Origin of the sequence: Methylophaga sp. OBS3, assembly GCF_026319325.1 — a bacterium.
GTDB lineage: Bacteria > Pseudomonadota > Gammaproteobacteria > Nitrosococcales > Methylophagaceae > Methylophaga.
The window spans coordinates 546,519-572,690 of the sequence record NZ_JAPDMU010000001.1 but is presented as its reverse complement, the minus strand read 5'-3'; the positions used below and the strand labels follow the sequence as shown (position 1 = coordinate 572,690).

The following is a 26,172-nucleotide window of genomic DNA, read 5'->3' as shown; positions in this document are numbered from 1 at the left end:
TTATTCACCTTGTACTGTCACGATAACCCGACGCTGATGGCGTTGGGTACGGTGTTCCCACAAATATATTCCCTGCCAAATACCTAATGCACTATGTCCATTGATGACCGGAACAGTTAAATCAGGATTGGTTAATACTGTCCGTATATGTGCACTCATATCATCAGGACCTTCGTCTTGATGAAGAAACATAGGATCACCATCAGGAACGATATGCTGCATATAAGTCTCAAGATCGACTCGTACATCAGGATCGGCATTTTCACAAATCATCAGTGAAGCACTGGTATGTTGAACAAACACATGACAGGTGCCAGTTTGAATACCTGATTGTTGAATAATACGGTCGACATCTTGTGTGATGTTTTGCGTACTGCGGCCATTAGTCGCAAATTGTAAGGTCTGCTGAAAGATCATTGTTTGGCCTGATTAAAATGCTTTAAGGCTTTACCGTTATCTAACACTTCACGAACCATATCCGCAGCCATTTGTGGTGACTCATGGCCATAACATTGTAATAAAGACATGGCTCCGCCGAGTATCAATACGTCGCGGGCAGCACCTTTTTCACCATTTAAAGCCGCTAAACCCAATGCTGCTGTTTCTTTCGCTGTTGGCTGTTCATCTGCCGCCATGACACCACGTGTTTCTTGCTCAATACCAAAATCAGCTGGGTGAATTGGCATCGGGTGTAATGTACCGTCATGCATCAAATGATTCATCGACGTTTCGCGAATGGTTGGCACTACGCCACCTTCAAGCCCCCGAATAATAAAGGCAGTATCAAAGCCAATATTTCTCGCTAAAAAATCCAAAACAGGCGGATAGGCTTTATGTACAAACCCAACCATCAAATGGGTGCGTTTCGCTTTAACAGGCAGAAGTAGCTTTTCTAATGTCGCAATACTCGGCCGTTTAATCATTAACTTACGCAAATGTTGAAGTGCAAAGATCGCTGGTGAAGTCTGCGCCTGATCACTGTATGCCCAACCACAATCTACGTTTTGCAATTGATGCTGAATCTGCTCAGTCGTCAGATTGATTGGTAAGCCTGCCGCCTCTAAAACTTTGGCATGGGTAACACCAAATTTGGGCCCCATTTCATAAACACCTTGCGACACCGTTGGCAGACCACAAGCAGCCAAAACAGCTGGTAAGAATGCAGCAACAGGACAATGACGATTAAAGCCATTAAAGGGATCAGCCATTAATAAAACATCGGCTAAATCCAGTTCAACTTGCCCAGTAACCTGTTGCAAAGCTTGTAACATGCCAAGGTTTTCATCATCGGTTTCGCGCTTCATACGAAGTGCGATAAGCAAAACGGCAGCTTGAACGGGATCAACTTTCCCGGTCAGAATTTCCAACATCGCATCACGACTTTCCTCAAGTGATAAGTCTTTGCTTAAGTGTGGCCCTGTGGCGACCTTTTTGATGGCTTCAGCAACAGCTGTCATGAGCTAATCCATTGTTGTAATTGTGCTTCGTCTACAACGGTAATACCAAGAGATTCGGCTTTGGTTAATTTTGAACCCGCATCGCTGCCAGCGACAACAAAGTCAGTTTTGGCTGATACACTTCCTGCGACTTTAGCGCCTAAAGCCAATAGTTTTTCTTTCGCTTCACTTCGCGAAAAATTCACTAAGGTGCCGGTTAATACGATAGTTTTGCCATTTAATTCGGAATCAGCAAAAGCTGGTTTTTCTTCAGGCCAATCAATACCTGAAGCTAATAATCTATCAATGACTTCAAGGTTATGAGGCTGTTCAAAGAAGGTCACAATATGTTGTGCGACTACCGGACCAACATCTTCGATTTCCAATAATTGTGCTTCTGTAGCTTGTTTAAGACTTGGCAGATCTAAAAAGTGCAGTGACAAAGCTCTTGCTGTCGCTTCACCAACCTCTCGAATTCCCAATGCATAAAGAAAACGGGCAAATTTGGTTTGTTTAGCAGCCTGAAGTGCAGCCACAAGATTACCGGCTGATTTCTCCCCCATTCGATCAAGGCCCATCAACTGCTCAACAGTTAATTGGAATAAGTCAGCGGGATCCTTAATTAATTCTGCATCTACCAACTGCTCAACCAACTTATCACCCAAGCCATCAATATCCATGGCTTTACGTGAGGCAAAATGTTTTAGTGCTTCTTTACGTTGCGCAGCACAGTATAAACCACCGCTACAACGCGCTACTGCTTCACCTTCAGCACGCTCAACATCAGAATCACATACCGGACATTGCGTCGGCATAACAAACTCAATGGCATTGTCAGGACGTTTAGCAGCAACAACACCAACAACCTCTGGAATAACATCGCCAGCACGACGCACAATGACGGTGTCACCGATACGTACATCTTTACGACGCACTTCATCTTCGTTGTGCAACGTGGCATTACTCACTGTGACACCACCAACAAATACTGGTTTTAAGCGTGCAACAGGCGTTAATGCTCCCGTACGACCAACTTGTATTTCTATGGCCTCAACCTGCGTCATTTCCTCTTGTGCTGGAAATTTATAGGCAATTGCCCATCTAGGTGCTCGCGACACAAATCCAAGCCGGTTTTGTAGATTAGTATCGTTTACTTTGAAAACAACACCATCGATTTCATAGGGCAATTCTGGACGCTTTTCGGCTAATTGATGTAAGTAATCAAAACAAGCATTCACATCATGTAACACTTGAATCTCTGGACAAACAGCACCGCCCCACCCCGCAATCATCGCCATGGCTTGTTGATGACTTTCCGGACGTTCAATACCCTCGACATCACCTAACGAGTAACAATACAAAGCAAGTGGGCGACTCGCCGTAATTTGCGAATCTAATTGGCGCAGTGAACCTGCTGCTGCATTTCGTGGGTTTACGAAGATTTTTTTGCCTTCAGCAAGTTGCTGTTCGTTTAAACGTTCAAATCCAGCCTTAGGCATGTAGATTTCGCCACGTAACTCAACAACATCAGGGATGTTATCGCCTTGTAACTTTAATGGAACGTTACGTATTGTTTTCACATTTGCTGTGACATCTTCACCCACAGTGCCATCACCGCGAGTTGCTGCATAAACCAAAACGCCGTTTTCATAGCGAATACTAATAGCTAAACCATCAAGTTTTGGCTCTGCAACATAGGTAATATTTTGATCGCTATTAAGGCGATCTTTAACGCGTTGATCAAATGCCGTTAATTCACTTTCATCAAAAACATTGTCCAGCGACAACATCGGCAAGCTGTGTGTTATTTGAGTGAACTTTGTTAATGGCGCTGCGCCAACACGTTGCGTCGGGGAATCAACCGTCTGTAATTCTGGATATTGTGACTCTAACGCTTTGAGTTCAGCAAAAAGCCGATCATATTCCGCATCACTCGCACCGGGTTCATCCTGACTGTAATACTGGAAATTCAGTTCGTTAATTGTCTCGCGAAGCTCGGCGACGCGTGATTGGATGGCCTCAGAGATCGTCATATGGGCGAGCGTTATTTTGTAGTTGTAAATTGAGCTCAAAAATACGTGAACGCATATTTTCCAGTGAAGCATCCGTTAGCGGCTGACGGGTTTCATCACACACTACACCGTCTAATTGTTCCGCCATTTGATTCGCGCAATCTAGCATCGCATCCAAAACGGCGAGTCCATTTACCGGCCCAGGGAGCTTGGCAAAAAGTAATACACCCGGCGTTTTCATCGAAATTAATTCAGCCGGTAAAAAAGTACCGGGATCAAGAATATTCGCCACACTAAATAGGCTGTTTTTGCGACTACCAACAGCGTAACGGTGATAAATCTGCATATCACCAAAGTGCAGATCCTGATTATCAAGTGCATTTTTAACCGCGCGCCCTGTAAATAAACGATCGGCAGGCGCCATCAAAGTTAAGGCAATCACTAAATCCCAGTCTGGTTCAATCTCAGCTGCAACGGGAGCTTGCTCTGGCTCTGGTTCTGGTTCTGGTTCTACGAATGGTTCTGGTTCGGTTACTTCACGTTGCGTTATTGTGACTTTGTCTTCTGTTTCATCATCGGTATCAGGAGTGACCGTATCATCATCGTAATAAACCGCATCATCTTCGCGCTTAAAAACATCATCGTAGCGCGCATGAAAATCGCCGCTGGCAGCGTCTTCATGTTCAAGCTCGCGCTCAAATTCACTCGCTAATTTTTGGTTTCGATGATGGCTGACAAAACCAACAACAGCGATGGCTATCAACACGACAATGATCAATACAATGATTTCTAACACTTAATTTAATCTGCCAACTCAGGGATAATACGGGTTTGTTTAAACCATAGAGACTACCGATGTCCACGCAACCAAGCAAACAACTTGAAACCTTTGATAACGCAGCTCCAGAGCGCGATTATACCATTCACATTGAAACACCGGAGTTTACTTGTTTATGTCCTAAAACAGGTCAACCGGATTTTGCCACAATTAAGATCGACTACGTACCTGATTTGAAATGCGTCGAGTTAAAAGCACTGAAACTGTACTTCTGGTCTTTCCGTGAAGAAGGCGGTTTCCATGAAAAATTAACCAATCAAATTTTGGATGATTTGGTTGCAGTCACTAATCCACGTTTTATGCGTGTAACGGGCATTTTTAATGTTCGTGGCGGTGTTTATACCAATGTGGTTGCCGAATACCGCAAAGAAGGCTGGGTTGCACCAACACCGGTAGTTCTACCTTAAATAATGCCTGACACCGTCTGGCTGGGCATTGATCTTGGCACCTCCGGGTGCCGAGTCATTGCTATCAATCAACAAGAATCTGTCGTTTTTGAAAAACATAGCCAGTTTACTGGTCAAACCTACCCTACCCCAACTGAACAATGGCAGTTTGTTTACCAACTACTTAAAGATGCGGTAGACACGCTACAGAACACTGATATCAGTGCCATTGCAGTTGATGCTACCTCTGGCTCTGTTTTAGTTTGTGATGTTAATGGTGAACCACTCACCGAGATGTTGCTCTATAACGACTCGATAGCAAACGACTATAACCAACAAATCAGTTCGTTCGCCCCAAAAGAGTCTGCGGCAATTGGCGCTGGTAGTGGCTTAGCTAAACTGCTTTATCTGCAAAGTTATCATCAAATCACATCACCGCATTATCTTGTTCATCAAGCTGATTGGATAAATATGCAATTAGGCAGTGATGTCGGGATTACTGATTACAACAATGCCCTCAAATCAGGCTTTGATATTGAAAACCAATGTTGGCCAGATTGGATTGCCTCCATTACCTCTCAACAGCATCTGCCCAAAGTCGTTGCGCCTGGCACACCGATTGGCAAAATGTCTGAAACACTCATGCAATTACTGGGTTTAGCCCAAAAAACGCCTCCTAAGATCATTGCCGGTACGACCGATAGCATGGCGGCATTTATCGCAACGGGTGTCTCCAAACTTGGCGAAGCCGTCAGCTCTATTGGCTCAACCTTAGTCTTAAAAATGATTACCGATAAGCCTGTTTTTTCTGCGGGGCTTGGGGTTTACAGTCATAAATTGGGTGATTTGTGGTTAGTCGGCGGCGCCTCAAATACCGGTGGCGCAGTATTAAAGTCGTTTTTTACTACCGAGCAAATAACCGCGTTATCTCACCAAATTGATGTTAAGCAAACACCGCCAGATTATTATCCGTTGATTGAAATTGGTGAACGTTTTCCAGTTGCGGATCCTGAAAAGCAAGCTGTCTTAACGCCTCGACCTGAGCGTGATAGCCTGTTTTTGCATGGCATTTTCAAGGGCATCGCTAATATTGAAAAAGCGGGTTACGACAAATTACAGCTGTTAACGGGCACAACACCAACATCAATAAGAACCGTCGGTGGTGGTGCACAAAACCCAGTTTGGACAACGATCCGACAACATATTCTCAATATCCCATTTGCCAATGCAAGCCATACACAAGCAGCATTTGGCGCGGCATTACTGGCTAAAAATGGCTTAAACAACTTTGAGGTGAACCGTGGGTGATTTTATACGTGGTGCACGTTATTTAATAAATGGCTTTTCGCTGATTAATCAACCCGGCGTCCGGCGTTTTGCGTTTATTCCACTTTTGATTAATACCCTGCTGTTTAGCGCTGCTATTTGGTATGGCGTTAGTCAATTTGATTACTGGATGACGGCACTGACACCAACATGGTTACCAGAGTGGTTAAGTAATATTTTGATGTGGCTGCTTTGGCCATTATTCGCAGTGCTAATTATTATTATCGTGTTTTTCACTTTTACCATTTTAGCCAATATCGTAGCGGCGCCCTTTAATGGTTTGCTAGCTGAAGCTGTTGAAAAACGTTTATCGAATCAAGCACCGCCGGAGCAAACCACACTTCAGTTAATTGCTGATACGCCAAGAATGATTTGGAACGAACTTCGAAAATTAGGCTATTTATTGAAATGGATGCTGCCTTTACTGCTGCTTTCGTGGATCCCGGGACTAAACCTCATAGCCCCACTACTTTGGATTGGCTTTTCAAGTTGGACATTGGCGCTGGATTATCATGATTACCCTTTAGGCAATCATTTATTAAACTTTCCGCAGCAACGCGCTTTACTAAGACAAAAACGAGGCTTGGCTTTAGGATTTGGCATGACAACGCTGGGCGCAACGATGATCCCCATCATTAACTTTCTGGTGATCCCCGCAGCAACAGCCGGTGCAACACAACTTTATGTTGAGCGTTTAAAAAGTTTGCCTAGTCATCCTGTGACGTAAGATCTTGAACCGCTTTATCTAGCAGCATTTCAATCTCCCAGTCGCAAGAGCCGCAACCTGAGATACAACCGGTTTTACGTGAAATGGTATCGGAATCAACGATACCTTGAGCGACAAAGCTTAAAATTTTGCCGCGTGTGGTACCACTACAATCACAAATGATTTCTTCTGGATCTTCAGTTGCCATTTACGTCTCTGATTCGCTCGATTGCCATTGTCATTCGGGCAATATCGTTAGTGTAAGCAAAACGACAATATTGATGGCTCAAATGTGAACCAAAGTCATTACCGGGTGTAATCGCAACACCTGCTTTATCAAGTAAATATTTGGATAGCGCCATACTGTCGGGGATTTCATCATTTAATAACTGACTGCAATCGGCATATAAATAAAATGCACCTTGCGGTTTACCGGCGACCTTAAAGCCTAGCTCGGATAAGGCGGGTAACAAAAAGTCTCTTCGCTGTTCTAAAAGCTGGCGACGCGATTCAAGCATTGCCAAAGTTTGGTTGTCAAATGCAGCTAATGCCGCATATTGTGCAACGGTAGGTGCTGCTAAATAAAGATTCTGAGCCAATCTATCCATCACTTCAACCAGCGCCTCGGGCACAATAGCCCAACCTAAGCGCCAACCAGTCATACCAAAAAACTTGGAAAAACTATTAATGACAATGGCGTCATCATCGACGGATAACGCCGTAGGTAAATCGATATTGTCATAGGTAAGACCATGATAAATCTCATCAACAATCAAGGTACCGTTTTGTGCTTTGACAGCCTCTGCTAGCGCTTTTAAAGCAGGCTTTTCTAATACTGTCCCTGTAGGGTTTGATGGAGATGCGACTAGGGCTAATTGACTGTCTTTATCCCAATATTCAGCAATATGTTGTGGTGTTAATTGAAAATCAGAACTGGCATCAACTGGAATTGATTTGGCTTTGCCTGAAACAAAACTAGCAAAGTGGCGATTACAGGGATAACCGGGATCAGCCATTAGCACATTTTTGCCTTGTTCTAATAATGCCCCCATCACCAGTAATAATGCGCCAGACGCGCCTGGCGTGACTACGACACGATTGGCACTAATGGTTACGCCATAACGCTGTTGATACCAACCCGCGATGGCCACTCTAAGCTCTGGTAAACCAAGTGACGGTGTGTAAAAAGTTTGCTGTTGTTGTAGCGATTTAATACCAGCATCAATAATCGGCTGTGGTGTTGGAAAGTCAGGTTCACCAATCTCAAGATGAATAATATCCCTACCTTGTGCTTCTAGCGCTTTCGCACGCCCCAGAATATCCATCACATGAAACGGCGCAATATTCTCCGCACGCTGACTAATAGGCAAATGCTTTGCCATGAAGCTCCCTTAATGTATTTACAGAAATGTAGTTATCACTAATCGCTTGCCCAGCAATAACGGTTGTTGGCTCATTTGGATCGCCAAGCTGATTAATGACACTCAACGCACCGGTAAAGTCCTCCGACTCAGTGTAATTATTAGTTGTGATCAGGGTTTGCAAGTTTGCACCAAGCGCCGCCTGTAAGCCATTCGCAGAATCCTCAATCACCAAACAATCCTCAGGCGAAAGACTCATTTTATCTAAACAATAATGATAAACATCTGAGGCAGGTTTTTTGGGCCCGACACTACTGCCATCGGCAATACAATCAAACCAGTGAATGGCTTCATCACCCAAGGTGTTTTTAATTAAACCGCGTACATTTTCCGGCATGCTTGTCGTTGCTATAGCAAGACGAAGTCCGGCTTCACGACACTCATTGATTAAACGCTTAACACCAATGCGAAGATGAATATTCTTCTCATTCAATAACTGGCCGTAGTGGCGAGTTTTATCACCATGCACCTTGTCTAGAATGGCGGATGGATCGCCATTAAAACCACATTGCAAATGAAAGTTTTCCAGATAGTAACGAATTCGTTCGCGCCCACCAGTTACGGCCAACAATTCGCCGTATAAAATCGGATCCCAATGCCAATCTAGACCATTATCGATAAATGCGCGATTAAAGGCGACACGGTGCCCGTCACGCTCTGTTTCAGCCAATGTGCCATCCACATCGAAAATAACCGCTTTTAATGCACTCATAAATCGTTTTTCCATCAATTTTTGCGCTAGAATATGCCGATTATTTTGCACAACCCTCAAGCATCTGCTATAGATGCGCCCTTGTTTTTATAGAAAGTATGAGGTTTTTTAAGATGGACGCAAGTCAAGGCGACGTTAACTTCAGTCCTTATCAGCCAAGTGAAGGCGAAGAATACATGAACGCGGATATGGAAAAACATTTCCGTACCATCCTTGAAAAATGGCGCGCACAGCTGATGGAAGAAGTCGATCGCACTGTTCATCACATGCAAGACGAAGCCGCCAACTTTCCTGATCCGAATGACCGCGCAACGCAGGAAGAAGAGTTTACGCTGGAGCTACGCACACGTGATCGTGAGCGCAAATTGATCAAAAAAATCGAAGAATCACTGAACGATTTAGATAAAGGTGATTACGGTTTTTGCGAATCATGCGGTACTGAAATCGGTATTCGTCGCTTAGAGGCTCGTCCGACAGCGACTTTATGTATTGATTGCAAAACATTAGATGAAATTCGCGAGAAAAATCGCGTTTAAGATTCTCGAAACCTCATACTAGGGATCGGTAAAAACCCCGCTTTTGCGGGGTTTTTTATGCTGACCGTTTAGCGCTCAAAGATATACAGCAAGTCCACACCACTTTCGGTGCCAGACTCTGCTTGTAATGTCCAAATCTTGCTTAACTCATAACGCATTTGTACGGTGCTTACTGGCTCTAATACGCCAATGCCATAGCCAATATACAGTTTAGGTGAGAGATATTTACCAATTTTCACAGCTGCTGTTTCAGGGCTATCGCCAGTAAAAGCAACACTATCTAAACCAAAGGTACTGGCTATCTCTCCGCTTAAAGCATTACCGTTTTGAATACCTAGTGTGGTTGCAGCTGAAGCCAACATTGCACCATCCCCGGCACTGGCTTCATTAAGCGGTCGACCAATCAAGATATAGGACAAAATATCATCCTGCCCCATCGATGGCGTTGAGAATAAAGTTGCTTGAGGATTATCAACTGGACCAGTTAAATGAATCCCAGCGGTGACATCCGTTAGTTTTCGTACTGCTTTTACATCTAAGTCTGGATTATCGATCGCACCACCAGAAAAGCGAATTTTGCCATTATTGACAGTGAGAGTACGACCATAAGCGACATAACTGCCTTTATCGAGCGTTATTTCGCCATCACCAAGCAATAACTCACCGGCATCACCACTAACCGCTAAATCACCACTTAAGTCACCTTGAAAGCCTGCGGCGCGGATCTGTACTTTGTCGCCTAAACTGACAACGATATCAATGTCTGTTTGTAACACTGAAGCTTCTTCTTGCGGCTTGTTAACAATCACCACATCTTTGCTTGGGCTTACGGCCATATTAAATTGCATTGGCTCTAAACGCGCTTCTGGGATACTGAGTTTACCTTTAAGCGCCGCTGAAGCCGCATCCAACGCCAGTTGTAAATCTGGTGAAGCAATCACATAGGCTTCAGGCATATTCATTAACAAAACCTGATCACCTTGAATATTTGCTGCAAACTGCCACCCCTCTTCTGGCAATAACAATTCACCATCTAATTCGAAAGCACCATCACCTGATTGGCCTTGTAACAAGAAATTGATGCCTGTTTGCGGAGTGCCACTGATATCAGCATTTAATCCCGTTAAAGTGATGCCCAAATCACTTAAACCAACTTCAGCATTACGTAGGCTTAACATCGAATCGATTTCTGGTTTTTCTAGACTACCGTTGATATCCAGATCCGCTTTAAATGCGCCTTCAAGTCGCTCGATAGCAGGATGCGATAAATTTAAAGCCGATAGATCATCAATTGCGGTTTGTAATTGCATCGCCAGTTGACTGGTTGACGGCTCAGCTAAAAATTCTTTTAAAGGTAGGGTCTGTAACCGTGCTTCTAGCGGTGAAACACCTGCAATATCAGGCGCAATAGTCATCGCTAGAGCTGAGTTTTCACTATCAACTTGATATTGAAGTGACAATGTTTTGATATCAACAGGTTCAGCTTGTCTAAAGCCATCGCCAGTTAACTGTAAACTGCCATTATTGAGATTAAATTTTCCCTCACCAATATAGTTTTTCTGGTCATCGCTAGACATGGAGAAGCGACCAGTTAATTCGCCGGTGAGCTTTGCGTAATCTTGATAAAAACGCTCAAATAAACTTAATGGAATCGACGCTAACTCACCCTGCGCCTGCCAACCTTTGTCACTATTGATAGCTTCAAGGCAAACATTGCCAGTATTAGATTGCCAGCAGTGGCGAGGAATATTTTGTGATTCAGCTGACAGTAAAACCTTATCTTTCTCGGACAGATACCATTCGCCAAAATCAGGATTGGTGAAACTCAGTGTTTGAAACTGCCCCTGCCAAAGATTCGAATCACTCAAACTACCATTTGCCAGTAATGCAAGATTAAGAATTGGCGACTCAATATCAACTTGCAATTGATGCTGTTGACGCTGTCCATTTAAAGTCAAAGCGAGGTTATCGATTGTTTGCTCAGCAACATGAATATTATTTGCCGTGATCGAAATGCCACTTTGATTCTGGCCTGACAGATCGACATTCGCTTCTACCACTACTTCGTTGATCGCCATATCTTCGTAGTGAATATCACTACCCGCTAAATTTGCCTTTAAACGGATCGCAGAAAGTTCACCTGCAATATTGCCGCTCCCTTCCATCGTTCCGGTTAGTTCTGGTAGGAAATCATTTAAATTTGGTGAAACTAACTGCCATTTAGCATCTAATGTTGGTTGTAATTGACCGCTTAATTGAACTGATGATTGGCCTGTTTTTAAATCAAATCGAGACAGTGTCACACTCTCGTTGACCATATTGGCGTCAGCATTGAGTTGAAATGCTCGTTCACGAAGCTGTCCACTGAGCACCAAGTCTTTAAGGGCGATTTCTCGCAAACTTTCCGCCGTTTGTTTAAAACTGAAATCGGCCTGACCACTTAAATTTCCGGGCCAGTTTTTAACGAATAACTTTGGGTCAAACTGCCTTAACGTTAGGCGACCGTTGGCTTCTGGTGTGTTTTGCATCGATACATTACCAGCAAATCCGACAGCGCCTTTTGGCAATAACACATCCAACTTAATATCAGCGGTTTGTAATTGTGGACTATCCGCACGCAGCCGAACTTGATAGCGCTGTTCATCAAAATCTACTTGGCTATCTAATGCCGCATTTAATTGTTTGTCATCACCTTCGAGCGTTAAATTGCCCTCGAGGATCTGTAACTTAACTTCACTAATAGCTTCCGGTATCGTCAAGTCATGCCAATTGGCTTTTAACTTATACTTAAGCTCATCTTGCCATTGCATATCACCATCTAGCGTTAATTCACCGGCTGCATGCTGCACCTGTATTTCATGAATTGTGAGACGCCCTAAATCACCGTTTGCATGGCTGGTGATTGAAAGCTGTTCGTCATAGACTCGTGCCTGGTTATTTAAAGTAATTTGATAACCTTTTAAAGCCCCGGTCAGACGGATTTGGCCCTGTGCATCTTCAACGATCTTCTCGTCATCAGTTATAGGCCAACTAATGCCTTCCCATCGACTTGTTAAAGCAAAGGCAGGGTTTTCGTTATCTGCAATATTGACGCTACCACTAACCACTAAATCAGCATTTTCATTGATTGTAAGGTTGGTATCGACCAGCCAGTTTTGCAAATCATCACTATTAAAATTGCCGCTTAATAACAAGGAAGGTAAATCTGGCTGTAAGTCATTTAATTCCGAATTAAATGCGATATGTGCTGACTTTAAGTCACCATGGCCCGATACATCAAAAGCTTCAAGATAGCCTGTCTGCTCTGGAACAAGCTGCTCTAGCATCCATGATTCACCAACGACCATTAACTGCCATTTAAGGTCATTCAACACATTATTGACCGTGACAACTTGTTCAGAAGCAAATGGCTCGCCGACCTGTTGTCTTAGGGTAAATTTATCTAAATCACCATTAATGGTCGCGGTGACGTCCACAGGTCCCCAATCAGCATGATTTATTTGCAAACCATAATTGAGGTTAGTCTGATATTGACCACTCAGCTGTAAATCACCAACTAATGTTGCGGCTAAATCGGGACGAACCAGGTTAAATGATGAGATCGTTAATCTGTCATGACTCAACCGAATTGAGGTGTCGAGACGATTAAATAACACTATCTCAGTGTCAGGTTGCGTTAGCTTAGCGTCATATATCCGCAGGGAGCGAATGTGGATACCAATGGGTAAAGCCAATTCAAACATCCCTTGTTCTTCAACAACGGGGCTCGGGTCTTCCTCAGTTTCAGGCAAGGTAACGTGAAGTTTGGTGATATGGAGTTGATTAACGATAAACCGACTACTCAGTAATGACCAAAGCTGCCATTGACCGTCAATTTTTGCTATTTCAACTTTTGGGCCTTCTTCAGGTGCATATTGAATGCTTTCGAGTAATAATCCGTCATATAGGCGGCCTTGGGCATTACCGATATGTAATCCGGGTACTGCTTGTTGGGCAAAACGTAAACTCGTTTGAAGACCAGACTGTGTTGCTAACAGCCAATAGGCGGCGGCAATAAATAGCAGTAACAGGCTAACTAATGTGATGGCGATTAGACGGCGTTTCATAAGTCCGGCCCTATCACAATGTGAAGTGCAAAAGGTTTATCTTCGTCAGACAATCCACGTGCAACATCAACTCGAATAAGTCCTACCGGAGAACGCCAACGAACACCGAGACCAACACTATATTCGATGGGATCTGACCAATCATTAAAGGCATTACCGAAATCAGTAAACACAGCGCCCCCCCAATCCCCGAGGAACATGTGTTCATACTCGATACTGCCAACTGCAAGATAGCGTCCCCCCACTACTTCATCCTTGTCGTTTTCAGGCCCGAGTGACTCATAATCAAAGCCACGAATACTATTGTCACCACCGGCAAAAAACCGCAGTGAACTAGGTAACTGATCAAAATCGCTAACACTTGTTGCGCCAACTTGAGCACGCGTGATTAGACGACTATTTTTCGTTAACCCTTGTATGTACTTACCGGTCAATACTACCTGACCAAATGAGATATCGGATAGTAGCGATTCTGAGGCGCCGCTCAATGCAATGCTAAGACGCCCGCCCTGTCTGGTATATAGAGAATCATCAGCCCACGTTTTGGCAAATGTTATTCCTGGAATAAGCAATAACGCTGATTCTGATTCGTCAGCAATATCAAAATCCTCTTGTAGTAATTTGATACTGCCAGTTTCTTCCCAGCCCCATCTTTCACGTTGGTAGTAGGTACCAAGTGTATAACTGCGTTTTTCACTGGTATCAGTATCTTCTTGAAGAAACTCGGTATTTACACCAACCAGTTGAATATTTTCGCTCCAAAATGGCATCTGATAATCAGCACCAATACGATTGGAAATCTGAGATAAACGCATATTGGCTGATAACTGGTGGCCACGATCATTCACATAACGATTTTGCCAACCAAGGCTTCCCCTTGCGCCGGTATCGGTACCAAAACCAAGGCCTGCACTATAACGGTGTTTATTTGATGGTGTGACTTCGATGGTGACCGGTACGATGCCATCATGACGCAGCTCAATTAATGTTCGGGCATTGGTTTCAGAAAAATAGCCACTGTTGTTTAAGTTGTTACGCAGCGCTAAAACTTTATCTGCTCTATAGTGTTCTCCAGCTTCAAATGGGGTGATCCGCTTCATCAGATCTTCAGATACTACCGTATCGGGATATTGGATTTCACCAAAGCGATACCTGTCACCAGATTGGTATTCTAAACATATAGTTGCAGAGTTTTTCTCTGTATCTACCTCAACTTTATTACAGGTTAATTTGCCGTCAAAAAATCCCCGTTCAGCAGCAATTCTCAGTAAACTTTTTTTCGCTGATTCATAACGGCTATGACGAAATCGTTCATCAATTTTTAACGGAAAGTCAGCCAGGAAGTTTTGAAAAGCGACATCTTGTTCTGCCGCGCCGTGAATTTTTATATTTAACGTAGTGATTCGAACCGGTTTGCCGGCTTCAATTTGATAACTCGCCAGCCATTTACGTGGCTCAGTTTGCGTAAGCGATGGATTTATCTCAGGGTTGTAATATCCGTAAACACTAAGCGTTTGGGTTATCTCAGCTTGTGCTGCACGATGCAAACGCTCGACTAACCGCTCAGATAATCGTTCACTCTGTCTTTGACGATGAATCGTCAGACCATCAATGATACTTTTTTTGATGGTGTCGTTAACCCCTTCAACCGTAATTTCAATTTCTGCTTTGACTGCCTCGTATTTGCTCTCTTCGGCATATATGAAGCCACTCCAGAAAAAACCGGCGATTAAAACAAACAAGATTTTGGGAGAAATCAATCGCATTAAACACAAACCTTGGGTGATGGTCCTCATTAACCATGTTAGGTTCGTATTATGACAGCCTGAAACGCAGGTTGTTTGCGGGCTTAGTCGATTGAGATTGGGCTCAAGTCTTTTTGTTTTCGATAACTACTTGGTGAGCAACCAAAAAAATGACTGAAACGGCGGCTAAAATGACTGAGATCATTAAAACCAAAGCTGTAACAGGCTTCCGTAATACTCTGACCATTGCGGATCGCTTCTGCTGCTAACTTTAAGCGAATTTGTTGTTGAAACTCACCCGGTGTACAACCGAGTTGTTTCTTAAACTCGACATAAAGACGACTTCTGCTCATGCAGGCTTTACGACACAACTGATCAATATCTAAAGGCGCGCTGATATTTTGCTCTAAGCAATGAATCGCAGCCGTAATACCATTACTGTCAGGGACTTGCTGACAATAGCTTAATAATACTTCCCTTCCCTGCTCACGAAGTATGCGAGTCACTAACTCTGAAACACCAAGATCGACCATGATCTCTTTGTCTGGGTCATTACTGACGAATAAACCTACCAGTTTTTCTAATAGTTGCTGTGTGCCTTGGGTGTGATGTTTGTGAATGATGCGAGGTTCATATGACCAGTTATGCTCTGGTACATCTAATGTTGTTAATCCACGCATACGATCTGAGATTGATTCGATACGCTCACGTGAAATTTCGATTGTCAGGCAAGTAGTTGGCTGCTGTTCGCTTGCTTCGGGAAAATCAATTTCAACATAACCACCGGGAGGTAACACATAGGATTCATGCGGTAAAAATAATTCACCTTGTGCGTGAAATGCGTCATGCATCACTTTTTTGCCACTGACCATACCGCAATACAAAATTTGATCTGCATCTAAGCCGACGCCCGACGCTGAGCGGTAAGTATCGTAAATACTCAACTCAGTTTCTGGACCGGCAAAAGTCAGCTTGTTTTCAACCAAAAGCTGACGTTTTTCGCGGCGTTCATTGATAAATGGCACTTTGTCGTTAAGCATAAAAAAGCATCTACAACATGGAGTTAACGTTGATTCTGCTGCTGTTCTGGATTATAAGTCAAGTAATTGGGAATAATGGTCAAGCGCAGTTTTCGGCGTCAGCTTTATGCTGGCGTCTTTATAAAGCCACACTTATAACTATTAAGAGAGAGAAACTATGATCTACGCCAAACCAGGTACAGATGGTGCCGTCGTTTCCTTTAAGTCGCGCTACGATAACTTTATTGGTGGTGAATGGGTAGCCCCAGTCAAAGGCCAATATTTTGAAAACATTACACCTGTTACAGGTGAAGTTATCTGTGAAGTTGCCCGTTCAACTGCTGAAGATGTTGAATTAGCCTTAGATGCCGCTCACAAAGCAAAAGATGCTTGGGGTCGTACCTCGGTTACTCAACGTAGCAACATCCTATTGAAAATTGCTGATCGCATTGAAGCAAACCTTGAAATGCTTGCGGTTGCAGAAACTTGGGATAACGGTAAAGCAGTTCGTGAAACTCTAAACGCAGATATTCCTTTAGCTGCGGATCATTTCCGTTATTTCGCTGGCTGTCTTCGTGCGCAAGAAGGCACTATGGGGGAAATCGACGAAACCACCGTTGCTTATCACTTCCATGAGCCATTAGGTGTTGTTGGCCAGATCATTCCATGGAACTTCCCAATTTTGATGGCTGCGTGGAAATTGGCTCCAGCATTAGCTGCAGGTAACTGCATCGTTATGAAGCCTGCTGAACAAACACCTGTTTCAATCCTCAAAGTGATTGAAGTCATCGCTGACTTATTACCACCAGGCACATTAAATATTGTTAATGGCTTTGGTCGTGAAGCTGGTCAAGCGTTAGGTACTAGCACTCGTATTGCTAAGATTGCTTTCACTGGTTCAACACCAGTTGGCTCGATGATCATGAAATACGCTGCAGATAACATAATCCCTTCAACCGTTGAGTTAGGTGGTAAATCACCAAACATCTTCTTTGAAGACATCATGCAGCAAGAAGAAGATTACATTAACAAATGTGCTGAAGGTATGACCTTGGCGTTCTTCAATCAAGGTGAAGTTTGTACCTGCCCTTCACGTGCCGTTATCCAAGAAAGTATATACGACGACTTCATTTCAGTTGTTATGGAACGCGCCAAAATGATTAAACGTGGCAATCCGTTAGACACTGAAACGCAAGTTGGCGCCCAAGCTTCACAAGAACAGTTCGATAAAATCTTAAGTTATGTTGAAATTGGTAAAACTGAAGGTGCTCAACTGTTAATGGGTGGTGGTGTTGCGCAAGTTGGCGAAGAGTTTGGTAAAGGTTTCTACATCGAACCTACGCTGATGAAAGGCCATAACAAAATGCGTATCTTCCAAGAAGAAATCTTTGGCCCAGTGGTTTCTGTAACAACATTCAAAACTGAAGCTGAAGCACTAGAAATTGCAAACGATACCGAGTTTGGTCTTGGCGCTGGCGTGTGGACTCGTGACATGAACCTTGCTTATAGAATGGGTCGTGGTATTCAAGCTGGTCGTGTATGGACTAACTGCTATCACGCTTATCCAGCTCATGCTGCATTTGGTGGTTACAAAAAATCTGGTGTTGGCCGTGAAACCCATAAGATGGTTTTGGAACACTACCAACAAACGAAAAACCTGCTGGTCAGCTATAGCACAAGCCCGCTCGGTTTCTTCTAAATCACTGCTGTAAACCTGAAAACTCTCCCCTAAGTTATGCTTTCGGGAGAGTTTTTTATATTTGTGGCCTTCTGCCCACAACAGTACACTTCCATTAGATAATAATTAAAGGTAAGACTGATGGCTCAGGAAAATATTGAATCAACCTTACTGGAAAACCGTCGTTTTCCACCCAGTGAATCTTTTGTACGTCGCTGTGCACTACAAGAAGATAAATTAGCCAGTTTGTATGAAAAAGCGAATGCTGATCATGAGGGCTTCTGGGCTGAGATTGCAAAACAGGAAATTGATTGGTTCAAGCCATTCACACAAACCGTTGAGAGCAGTAATGCTCCATTTTTCCGTTGGTTCGCCGATGGTGAATTAAATGTGTCGTATAACTGTTTAGATCGTCAGTTGGCTGAAAATGGCGATAAAACAGCGATCATTTTTGAAGGTGAGCCTGGCGATGTTAGTCACATCAGCTATAAAGAGCTTCACCAAAAAGTCTGTATTTTTGCCAATGCTTTAAAAGCCCAAGGCGTTAATAAAAGCGATCGGGTCATTATTTACATGCCAATGATTAGCGAAGCAGTTGTCGCAATGCAGGCGTGTGCCCGTATTGGTGCTATCCACTCAGTGGTATTTGGTGGCTTTTCATCTGAGGCATTAAAAGATCGTATTGAAGATACCGCTGCAAAAGTAGTTATTACTGCAGATGGTGGTCATCGCGGCGGTAAAATTGTTGAATTGAAAAACACCACTGATCAAGCTTTAAGCAAAGGTTGTGAAAGCGTAGAAACGGTCATTGTATTCAAACGCTGTAGTAATGACGTGTCGATGCAACAAGGTCGTGATATTTGGTGGCATGATGCAGAAGATGGTCAGTCAGACAACTGCCCTCCTGTACCAATGAATGCCGCTGATCCATTGTTTTTACTCTACACTTCAGGTTCAACTGGTAAGCCGAAAGGGATCCAACACTCAACTGCTGGTTACTTACTGAATGCGATCACCACTATGCGTTGGGTTTTTGATATTCAATCGTCAGATGTCTTTTGGTGTACTGCTGACGTAGGCTGGATCACCGGTCATACCTATGTTGCCTATGGCCCACTGGCAACGGGCGCCACCATGATTATTTATGAAGGTGTACCGACTGTTCCTGATGCTGGCCGTTTCTGGGATGTCTGTGCGCGTCATGGCGTCACAATCTTCTACACAGCACCAACAGCCATTAGAGCTTTAATGAAAGTGGGTGATGAATTACCAAAATCCTACGATTTATCAAAACTGCGTTTATTGGGCACCGTTGGCGAGCCAATTAATCCAGAAGCATGGATGTGGTATTACGAAGTTATTGGTCAGTCTCGCTGCCCAATCGTTGATACATGGTGGCAAACTGAAACAGGTGCTCACATGATTGCCCCAGTGCCGGGTGTGACTGTGACCAAACCTGGCTCATGCACACGCCCACTTCCTGGTATCGATGCCGCTGTCGTCAACGACGATGGTGAAGAAATCACCCAAGCAAACCAAGGTGGGTTCCTTGTTGTTCGTAAACCATGGCCTTCAATGATTCAAACCATTTGGGGTGATGACCAACGTTATAAAGACACTTACTGGCCTTACTTTGACGGTAAATATTACCTTGCCGGTGATAGTGCTCGCCGTGATGAAGATGGTTATTTCTGGATCATGGGACGTATTGATGACGTATTAAACGTCTCAGGTCATCGTCTTGGCACAATGGAAATCGAGTCAGCATTAGTCGCTCACAAAGCCGTTGCTGAGGCTGCCGTTGTTGGTAAACCACATGATGTTAAAGGTGAGTCGGTATTTGCCTATGTCGTATTAAAAGGCGATCGTCCTGAAGGTGGTGTCGACGAGCAAATGACCAATGAGCTTCGTGCCTGGGTATCAGATCAAATCGGTCCTATCGCAAAACCTGACGAAATTCGTTATTCAGATAACTTGCCGAAAACACGCTCGGGCAAAATCATGCGTCGTTTGCTTCGCGCCATTGCCAAAGGTGAAGAAATCACTCAGGATACGTCGACATTAGAGAACGAATCTATCCTGCTACAACTGCAAGGCAAAGCTTAATCGGTGTCGCCGCTTATCGGCTTTGACAGTGATAAGCGGCTTTACACTGACTTAATATGAAACAAGACAAATCAGATAACGAAACTGCCGGACAACGAATTGATAAATGGCTTTGGGCTGCGCGATTTTTTAAAACACGTGCCTTAGCGGTGGAAGCAATCAATGGTGGTAAAGTCCATATCAACGGTAACCGTGTAAAACCCAGCCGTAATGTCCATCTTGGCGATACCTTAGAAATCTCTAAACCACCTTATAGTTTTGTGATTGAAGTAGCCGGACTTGAAAAACAACGTCGCCCTGCTTCAGAAGCCCAAAATATGTACCAAGAAACGCCTGAAAGTGCTGCAAAACGTGAAATACTGCGTGAGCAACTCAAAAATGAGCCTTTAGGTTTTCGTGAACAAAAAGGTCGCCCTAGCAAACGGGATCGTCGTCACATCATTAAATTCACACGCGGTTAATGACAGACAAACCAACATTTTTATTAGATGGTGTTGAGACCGTACAGTCTCCTTTGCATTACGCTGTAGCCTTACAAAAAGCCGCGTCATCGGTTGGCTTTGATTGGCCTGATGTCAGTGGCATTATCAGCAAAATACATGAAGAAACTGATGAAGTAGCTGCTGAGATTGCTGAATCAGATCACCATAAACTACAAGGTGAGATTGGCGACTTACTTTTTGCTATCACCAATTTAGCGCGACACTTGAATGTCGATCCCATACTCGCCTTGCAACAAACAAATCAGAAGTTTTACAGGCGTTTTTACTACATCGAAACGCAGGCAAATATTCTCGGCCAAAGCTTAGCTGAGCTTCCGCTCATTGAAATGGATAAACTCTGGGAACAAGCCAAAACGCGTACTTAGTGATTACTTTCCAAACTTGCTGATGGGTGACCAATAAAATAACCCTGAGCATAGTCAATGCCGTAGCTTTGCAGCAATGTCATGACCTCATCACTCTCGACACCAGCGGCTATCGTTTTAACACCACGTAATCTAGCTTCCTCAGCCAAAGCTTTTACAAAAAGTTGATCATGGCTGTTATTGATTAAGTCGCGAATAAAACGCGCATTAATCTTCACATAATCAACTGGTAATTGTTGTAACAGCGAGAATGATGAAAAGCCATATTTCGATAAAGTACCGTCAAATCCAAAGTCATCAATAGCGAATCTTACTTCCAGCTGTTTCACGGCTGTCATTAATAACTTCAGTGTATCTGTCTCATTTACCGCCATATCCTCACTAACTTCCAAGACAATTTGTCTACCCGACAACTTGTAATGCGTTAGAAGTTTTTTCAGCATTGGTAATAACTTATTCGGCTCCAGCGATGAACGTGAAAGATTTATCGCAAAATACTGTTGTCTTGCTGTATCTCGATTGGCCGCCGCTGATGAGAAAACCTGCTTTAACACCAGCTTATCGATCTGCTCAATAAGCTCCTGTTTTTCAGCAATCTCAATAAACTTGCCAGCAGGAATGGCTTCACCAGTCGCCTCATCCAATAGTCGCAAAAAGCCTTCATACCCCACCGTTTTTGTCGTACCCAAGGCAACAATGGGTTGGTAATGGACCACAAATTTTTCGTCTTCAATTGCTTTTTGAATACGTTTTTTCCAGAAAACACGCTGTTTTAAATCACTTGCGGTCTCTTCGCTTGGTTCAAACACATGGTAACCACTGGACTTAGAGTTATGGTGTTTGGCTCGCACAGCGGCAAGCTCAGCAAATGCGAATAACTCACTGGCATCTGATGATTCATATGGATAATCAATAACGCCGATATGAGCTGAAATAGGCAAATGTTTCTTAGGTGTGATTAATTTCAGCTCATCAATTCTATGCAGGATTTTCTCTGTGAAACGTTGCCGCCCTTCATCTGTCGTTTCAAATTGCAAAATGGCAAAATCATGCTCATTAATTCTGGCTAATGTGTCGGTCTGACGAATGAGCTGATTTAATGCATCAGCAACACTGACACGCATTTCATCCGTCATTTGCTGAGTGAGATGGTTGTCTATTTTTTGATACAGCGGGAAGTCAATATGCAAATATAACAAGGTGTTATGTTTGTCATAACGCTGAGCTTGATTGAGACTTTCAACAAAAATTTCTTGGAATTTTGCAGCACTCATTAGCCCAGTTAATGCATCATGAGTTGATAACCAAACGACGCGTTTTTCAACGTCTTTATCCTCAGAAACATCATGGCCTACAGAGAGAATAATAGGATTTTCGGGGTCACCATCAAGCATCGAATGTAACCACCAGATATTACGTAAATGGCCATCACCATCAATGATTTCTGTTTCTTGATTGGCCATTTTGATATTACCGGCCAACAATGAATCGTAATAATGTTTCGTTTCATTCCAGTCAGTAGATGACAATAAGTTACCTACTCCAATACCCGTAATGTCTTCAGGTTTTGTCCCAGTCACATCGCTGGCATATTTGTTAAAAAATCTAACTTCATGCTTAGCATTCACCGTCATGATCAACATTTGTGCGTTGTTAATCAGTTCGTTTAGGTGAGCCAGCTGATGACGGAGCTCATCACTTTCAGTAAAGCTCTCTCGAACGCGTTTCGCAGCTTGCTCATCGACTTTTGTGGCTGTCGATGCAATATGGATTAAGTGTTCGCGAATTGAGGCTATTTCAAGGATTAACAGTCCATCATCTAATGAAGATAACTGCTCGGAGACTTTTTCATAACGCTTTGCTGCAATCAACGGCAGCGTTTCATTGATTATCTGAACCTGTGCTGTGAAATCAGCACGTTGTTTTTGAAGTTGCGCTTTAATGCTTGAACCACAAAAAAAGCCAAAGCCAATGGCTAATACAAGGGAAACGCCAATTGTCACAATATTTAGAGGCGAAAATTGCAAGCTGAGACCTGCAAAAATTGCCAATAACACGGTTGTGCCTATGCCAATCATCAGACTAAAACGAAGTGCTAGTTTTCCACCATTATCACTCGACTCAACTTGTGTTGGTGGTGTTTGTAAAGCCATATAGTCTCCTATTCGGGCTTAAATTTGGCTTTCCCTGTATATACTAAAAAGTGTCTTCCTTTCGCTCTGGCTACCATGCCAATACCAATTTGCTCAGCGATTTGAAGCCCCATTTCTGTTACACCACTACGTGATAACAAAAGTGGAACCTGCATTTGGGCGACTTTAATCACCATTTCCGATGTGAGTCGGCCGGTGGTATAAAAAACTTTGTCGGCACCTTTGACATTGTTTAACCACATCCAGCCAGATATGGCATCCACGGCATTGTGGCGGCCAACATCCTCAATAAAAATGTCTATTTGTTGATCACTGCAGAGTGCACAGCCATGAACAGCACCAGCCTGCTTGTAGACCTCATTGTGTTCTCTAAGGTTTTCCAGAACTTGATAAATACGATCAGCAGTAAAGCTCGGACAGTCCAATTTTAATTTCGAAAGCGACGTCATCACATGGCCAAACATGGTGCCTTGCCCGCAACCACTGGTGACTGTGCGTTTGGACATCAAATCATCAAGGTTATCTTTGGCACGCCGGGTTGTCACCGCAACAGCTTCAACATCCCAGTCGACTTGGACACTTTCTATATCTTCGATGTTATCGACTAACCCCTGGTTACGCAGATAACCTAATGTCAGCCATTCTGGCGCGGCGCCAAGCGTCATCAAAGTAACTATTTCACGTTTATCCAGATAAATTGTTAACGGTCGTTCGCCAGTAACCGATACTTCCCGAGATTCGCCCGATTCATCTAACACCGTGGTTTGATGTAATTGATGAATGCCAGCCTGACTTAGAGTGGGACGGAGAAGTTTGCTATCAGCCACCCGTGACACTCATGTGACGGAAAATAATAGGCTGCGCCTTGATATCAAATTCATGGCCTTCAGGTTTAATATCCATACTTTTGATAATAGCTTGTTTAAGACGCAAATCATCCTCAGGATGCGCACGCATCACTTGTCGCAAATCAACTGAGTGCTCTTGCCCTAAACATAGCAATAACCGGCCTTCAGTAGTGACACGAACACGATTACAGCTACTACAGAAGTTGTGGCTATGCGGTGAGATAAAACCAATTTTGCTGCGTTTGTCAGGTAGTTGATAATACCGAGATGGTCCGCCGGTTGATTCTATGCTCGGTTGTAAATTAAAACGCGCTTGTAACGCTGCTAAAACCTCATCACTGCTACAAAAGCTTTCACTGCGCTGATGAATTACCTCGCCCAGCGGCATTTCTTCAATGAATGAAATATCTAAGTCATTATCTATGGCAAACTGAGCAAGATCACAGATCTCGTCATCATTACGCCCTTTCATAATGACCGCATTCAGTTTGATACGTTTAAAACCCGCTTTTTTAGCAGATTCGATACCTGCTAGCACATCTGCAAGATCTCCTGTCCGAGTCAACGCTTTAAAGCGTTCAGGGTTTAATGAATCGAGACTAATATTAATGCGGTCCATGCCAGACTTGGCTAGAGATTCGGCATATTTGGGAAGCTGTGAACCATTAGTCGTGAGATTCAGTTCTTTAAGTGATGTAGAAGATTTAAGCGCACCAATTTGATTTATTAACCAATCAACATTTCGGCGCACTAGTGGCTCACCACCGGTAATTCTGATTTTCTCGACACCTAATTCACAAAAAGCTTTGAGTAATCGAACAATCTCTTCCAACGTTAATAACTGTTCGCGCGGCATAAACTGCATTTCTTCATCCATGCAGTAAACACAACGAAAATCACAACGGTCAGTGATAGACATACGAACATATGTCACCCTCCGGCCGAATCGATCCACTAATTGTGTTGGTAATTGCTCGCTCATTAACTCAAGTATCTTTTGGATTCTCTCGAATTGGACATTTTTTTGCGGTAGAAATCCCTAATAAAGCATAACCACCACAGCGCTGGGTCAAACCATTCAATAACAAAGCTATGCCTAATAAACCCCATAAGCTTTGATGATACACGCTTAGGGCTATTATAACGCTACCAACAACAATTCTTATTCGACTATCCCACTTACCAAGATTTTTCTGCATGATGATTTCCCAAATACAAACGAGCCCCGACTAGCGGGGCTCATAAGTAACTAATCGTTATTAGTCAGATTAATCACTACTAGAGAAAGCACCTAAAAGGTGTAACAAGCTAGTGAACAAGTTATAGATACTGACATAAAGCGTTACTGTCGCCATGATGTAGTTGGTTTCACCACCATGAATGATGTTGCTGGTTTCATACAGAATCAAACCTGACATCAATAAAACAAACATCGCAGATACAGCCAATGACAGACCTGGCATTTCAAAGAAGATTGCCGCTAGGCCAGCCAAAAACGCAACCAGAATACCAACCATCAGGAAGCCGCCCATAAAGCTAAAGTCTTTTTCAGACTTAATCGCATAGGCTGACAGCGCTAAGAAGATGATGCCGGTGCCGCCTAATGCTTGCATGACGATTTGATCACCATTCGGCAAACTCATATATGCGCTAATGATTGGACCTAAAGTAAGACCCATAAAGCCTGTTAAACCAAATACTGCCGCCAATCCCCAAACGCTATTACGAAGCTTAGCGGTTAAAAACAACAGACCAAAATAACCTAATAAAGTAATGATGATGCCTGGATGCGGCAGATTAAGCGCCATTGATACACCAGCTACAGCGGCACTAAAGCCAAGCGTCATTGCTAATAAAGCATAGGTGTTACGAAGCAGCTTATTGGTTTGCAGAACCGATTGCTGCGAGCGAACAACCGTGGTTTGCGAATCATAATTCATCAGTTTGTCTCCATTCCTTTTCGAGGGTTGACGTTTTGTAAATAATTCAGACAGTATCCTACCGGATAAGTTCTAAATAACAAGTCTTCGCGAAGCATTGATAAATTTCACTTTAGCGGTTGTCACCTGCAATCAATCCTTGTATCATTTCGCAGCTTGGAGGGTTGGCAGAGCGGTTGAATGCACCGGTCTTGAAAACCGGCATGGTTTAACGACCATCCAGGGTTCGAATCCCTGACCCTCCGCCAAATAATCTTTAAAGGGTGTGTTTTCTTGTCTAAACAAAGACATAGTGAATACGCCCTTTTTTGATCTTGCCTTCCTTATCTCCTTAGC

At 43.4% G+C, this 26,172-nt stretch carries 23 protein-coding genes and 1 tRNA gene; 9 read left to right on the top strand and 15 right to left on the bottom strand.

The window, feature by feature from the left end; all coding sequences use genetic code 11:
* The 4 genes from OMP94_RS02745 to zipA are packed head-to-tail and all read right to left on the bottom strand — an operon-like array spanning nt 1 to nt 4,244.
* Complete coding sequence (locus OMP94_RS02745; RefSeq protein ID WP_266275751.1) at nt 1–417, bottom strand: secondary thiamine-phosphate synthase enzyme YjbQ; 417 nt, start codon at nt 415–417, stop codon at nt 1–3.
* Complete coding sequence (locus tag OMP94_RS02740; RefSeq protein WP_266275749.1) at nt 414–1,457, bottom strand: anthranilate phosphoribosyltransferase; 1,044 nt, start codon at nt 1,455–1,457, stop codon at nt 414–416. Before OMP94_RS02740 ends, OMP94_RS02745 begins: the two co-directional genes overlap by 4 nt.
* A complete protein-coding gene (gene ligA, locus OMP94_RS02735; protein ID WP_266275747.1) occupies nt 1,454–3,469 on the bottom strand; it encodes an NAD-dependent DNA ligase LigA in 2,016 nt (671 codons plus the stop codon). The genes OMP94_RS02740 and ligA overlap by 4 nt, the downstream gene beginning before the upstream one ends.
* Nucleotides 3,456–4,244 carry a cell division protein ZipA gene (gene zipA, locus OMP94_RS02730; protein WP_266275745.1) on the bottom strand — a complete coding sequence of 263 codons (789 nt, stop codon included), beginning with the start codon at nt 4,242–4,244 and terminating at the stop codon, nt 3,456–3,458. The genes ligA and zipA overlap by 14 nt, the downstream gene beginning before the upstream one ends.
* A 59-nt stretch (nt 4,245–4,303) precedes the next feature.
* Here zipA and queF point away from each other — a divergent pair, with 59 nt between their 5' ends.
* From queF to cysZ, 3 genes are read left to right on the top strand one after another with little or no spacing between them, the layout of a single operon-like run.
* Nucleotides 4,304–4,693 (top strand): preQ(1) synthase, encoded by a 390-nt coding sequence (queF, locus tag OMP94_RS02725; RefSeq protein ID WP_266275743.1) that lies wholly within the window; start codon nt 4,304–4,306, stop codon nt 4,691–4,693.
* 3 nt (nt 4,694–4,696) lie between these two features.
* Nucleotides 4,697–5,980: an FGGY-family carbohydrate kinase gene (locus tag OMP94_RS02720; protein ID WP_266275725.1), complete on the top strand. Its 1,284-nt coding sequence runs from the start codon at nt 4,697–4,699 to the stop codon at nt 5,978–5,980.
* A complete protein-coding gene (gene cysZ / locus OMP94_RS02715) occupies nt 5,973–6,725 on the top strand; it encodes a sulfate transporter CysZ (RefSeq protein WP_266275723.1) in 753 nt (250 codons plus the stop codon). The genes OMP94_RS02720 and cysZ overlap by 8 nt, the downstream gene beginning before the upstream one ends.
* On the opposite strand, the gene OMP94_RS02710 is transcribed toward cysZ, so the two are convergent.
* From OMP94_RS02710 to OMP94_RS02700, 3 genes are read right to left on the bottom strand one after another with little or no spacing between them, the layout of a single operon-like run.
* Entirely contained in the window at nt 6,706–6,912 is a 207-nt protein-coding gene (locus OMP94_RS02710) for a (2Fe-2S)-binding protein (protein WP_266275721.1), read from the bottom strand. The genes cysZ and OMP94_RS02710 overlap by 20 nt on opposite strands.
* Nucleotides 6,902–8,086, bottom strand: a complete 1,185-nt coding sequence (locus OMP94_RS02705) for a pyridoxal phosphate-dependent aminotransferase (protein ID WP_266275719.1) — start codon at nt 8,084–8,086, stop codon at nt 6,902–6,904. Before OMP94_RS02705 ends, OMP94_RS02710 begins: the two co-directional genes overlap by 11 nt.
* Nucleotides 8,064–8,837 (bottom strand): HAD family hydrolase, encoded by a 774-nt coding sequence (locus OMP94_RS02700; RefSeq protein WP_266275717.1) that lies wholly within the window; start codon nt 8,835–8,837, stop codon nt 8,064–8,066. The genes OMP94_RS02705 and OMP94_RS02700 overlap by 23 nt, the downstream gene beginning before the upstream one ends.
* A gap of 113 nt (nt 8,838–8,950) precedes the next feature.
* On the opposite strand from OMP94_RS02700, the gene dksA reads away from it, so the two are divergent.
* Nucleotides 8,951–9,373: an RNA polymerase-binding protein DksA gene (dksA, locus tag OMP94_RS02695; RefSeq protein WP_266275715.1), complete on the top strand. Its 423-nt coding sequence runs from the start codon at nt 8,951–8,953 to the stop codon at nt 9,371–9,373.
* A 68-nt stretch (nt 9,374–9,441) separates the two neighbouring features.
* On the opposite strand, the gene OMP94_RS02690 is transcribed toward dksA, so the two are convergent.
* From OMP94_RS02690 to OMP94_RS02680, 3 genes are all read right to left on the bottom strand, one after another.
* Nucleotides 9,442–13,479, bottom strand: a complete 4,038-nt coding sequence (locus OMP94_RS02690; protein WP_266275713.1) for a translocation/assembly module TamB domain-containing protein — start codon at nt 13,477–13,479, stop codon at nt 9,442–9,444.
* Nucleotides 13,476–15,245 (bottom strand): autotransporter assembly complex protein TamA, encoded by a 1,770-nt coding sequence (locus OMP94_RS02685; RefSeq protein ID WP_266275711.1) that lies wholly within the window; start codon nt 15,243–15,245, stop codon nt 13,476–13,478. Before OMP94_RS02685 ends, OMP94_RS02690 begins: the two co-directional genes overlap by 4 nt.
* Before the next feature lie 83 nt (nt 15,246–15,328).
* Nucleotides 15,329–16,264, bottom strand: coding sequence for a helix-turn-helix domain-containing protein (locus OMP94_RS02680; RefSeq protein ID WP_266275709.1), 936 nt, complete (start codon nt 16,262–16,264; stop codon nt 15,329–15,331).
* A 157-nt stretch (nt 16,265–16,421) separates the two neighbouring features.
* Here OMP94_RS02680 and OMP94_RS02675 point away from each other — a divergent pair, with 157 nt between their 5' ends.
* The 4 genes from OMP94_RS02675 to OMP94_RS02660 all read left to right on the top strand — a co-directional run bounded on the left by OMP94_RS02675 (nt 16,422) and on the right by OMP94_RS02660 (nt 20,895).
* On the top strand, nt 16,422–17,942 hold the full coding sequence (locus OMP94_RS02675; RefSeq protein WP_266275707.1) for an aldehyde dehydrogenase family protein: 1,521 nt from the start codon (nt 16,422–16,424) through the stop codon (nt 17,940–17,942).
* Between the two features lie 120 nt (nt 17,943–18,062).
* On the top strand, nt 18,063–20,027 hold the full coding sequence (gene acs, locus OMP94_RS02670; RefSeq protein ID WP_266275705.1) for an acetate--CoA ligase: 1,965 nt from the start codon (nt 18,063–18,065) through the stop codon (nt 20,025–20,027).
* 56 nt (nt 20,028–20,083) lie between these two features.
* Nucleotides 20,084–20,488 carry an RNA-binding S4 domain-containing protein gene (locus tag OMP94_RS02665; RefSeq protein ID WP_266275703.1) on the top strand — a complete coding sequence of 135 codons (405 nt, stop codon included), beginning with the start codon at nt 20,084–20,086 and terminating at the stop codon, nt 20,486–20,488.
* Complete coding sequence (locus tag OMP94_RS02660; protein ID WP_266275701.1) at nt 20,488–20,895, top strand: MazG nucleotide pyrophosphohydrolase domain-containing protein; 408 nt, start codon at nt 20,488–20,490, stop codon at nt 20,893–20,895. The genes OMP94_RS02665 and OMP94_RS02660 overlap by 1 nt, the downstream gene beginning before the upstream one ends.
* On the opposite strand, the gene OMP94_RS02655 is transcribed toward OMP94_RS02660, so the two are convergent.
* The 5 genes from OMP94_RS02655 to OMP94_RS02635 form a co-directional block, all read right to left on the bottom strand.
* Entirely contained in the window at nt 20,892–23,048 is a 2,157-nt protein-coding gene (locus OMP94_RS02655) for a GGDEF domain-containing phosphodiesterase (protein WP_266275699.1), read from the bottom strand. The genes OMP94_RS02660 and OMP94_RS02655 overlap by 4 nt on opposite strands.
* An 8-nt stretch (nt 23,049–23,056) precedes the next feature.
* Nucleotides 23,057–23,875, bottom strand: coding sequence for a formate dehydrogenase accessory sulfurtransferase FdhD (locus OMP94_RS02650; protein WP_266275697.1), 819 nt, complete (start codon nt 23,873–23,875; stop codon nt 23,057–23,059).
* Nucleotides 23,868–24,878, bottom strand: a complete 1,011-nt coding sequence (moaA, locus tag OMP94_RS02645) for a GTP 3',8-cyclase MoaA (protein WP_266275695.1) — start codon at nt 24,876–24,878, stop codon at nt 23,868–23,870. The genes OMP94_RS02650 and moaA overlap by 8 nt, the downstream gene beginning before the upstream one ends.
* 4 nt (nt 24,879–24,882) lie before the next feature.
* Complete coding sequence (locus OMP94_RS02640) at nt 24,883–25,095, bottom strand: DUF2892 domain-containing protein (RefSeq protein ID WP_266275694.1); 213 nt, start codon at nt 25,093–25,095, stop codon at nt 24,883–24,885.
* Nucleotides 25,096–25,164: 69 nt separating this feature from the next.
* Nucleotides 25,165–25,836, bottom strand: coding sequence for a Bax inhibitor-1/YccA family protein (locus OMP94_RS02635; protein WP_266275692.1), 672 nt, complete (start codon nt 25,834–25,836; stop codon nt 25,165–25,167).
* Nucleotides 25,837–25,994: 158 nt separating this feature from the next.
* Between OMP94_RS02635 and OMP94_RS02630 the strand changes: the two genes are divergently transcribed.
* Nucleotides 25,995–26,084 (top strand) — tRNA-Ser (locus OMP94_RS02630).
* Nucleotides 26,085–26,172: the final 88 nt, after the last annotated feature.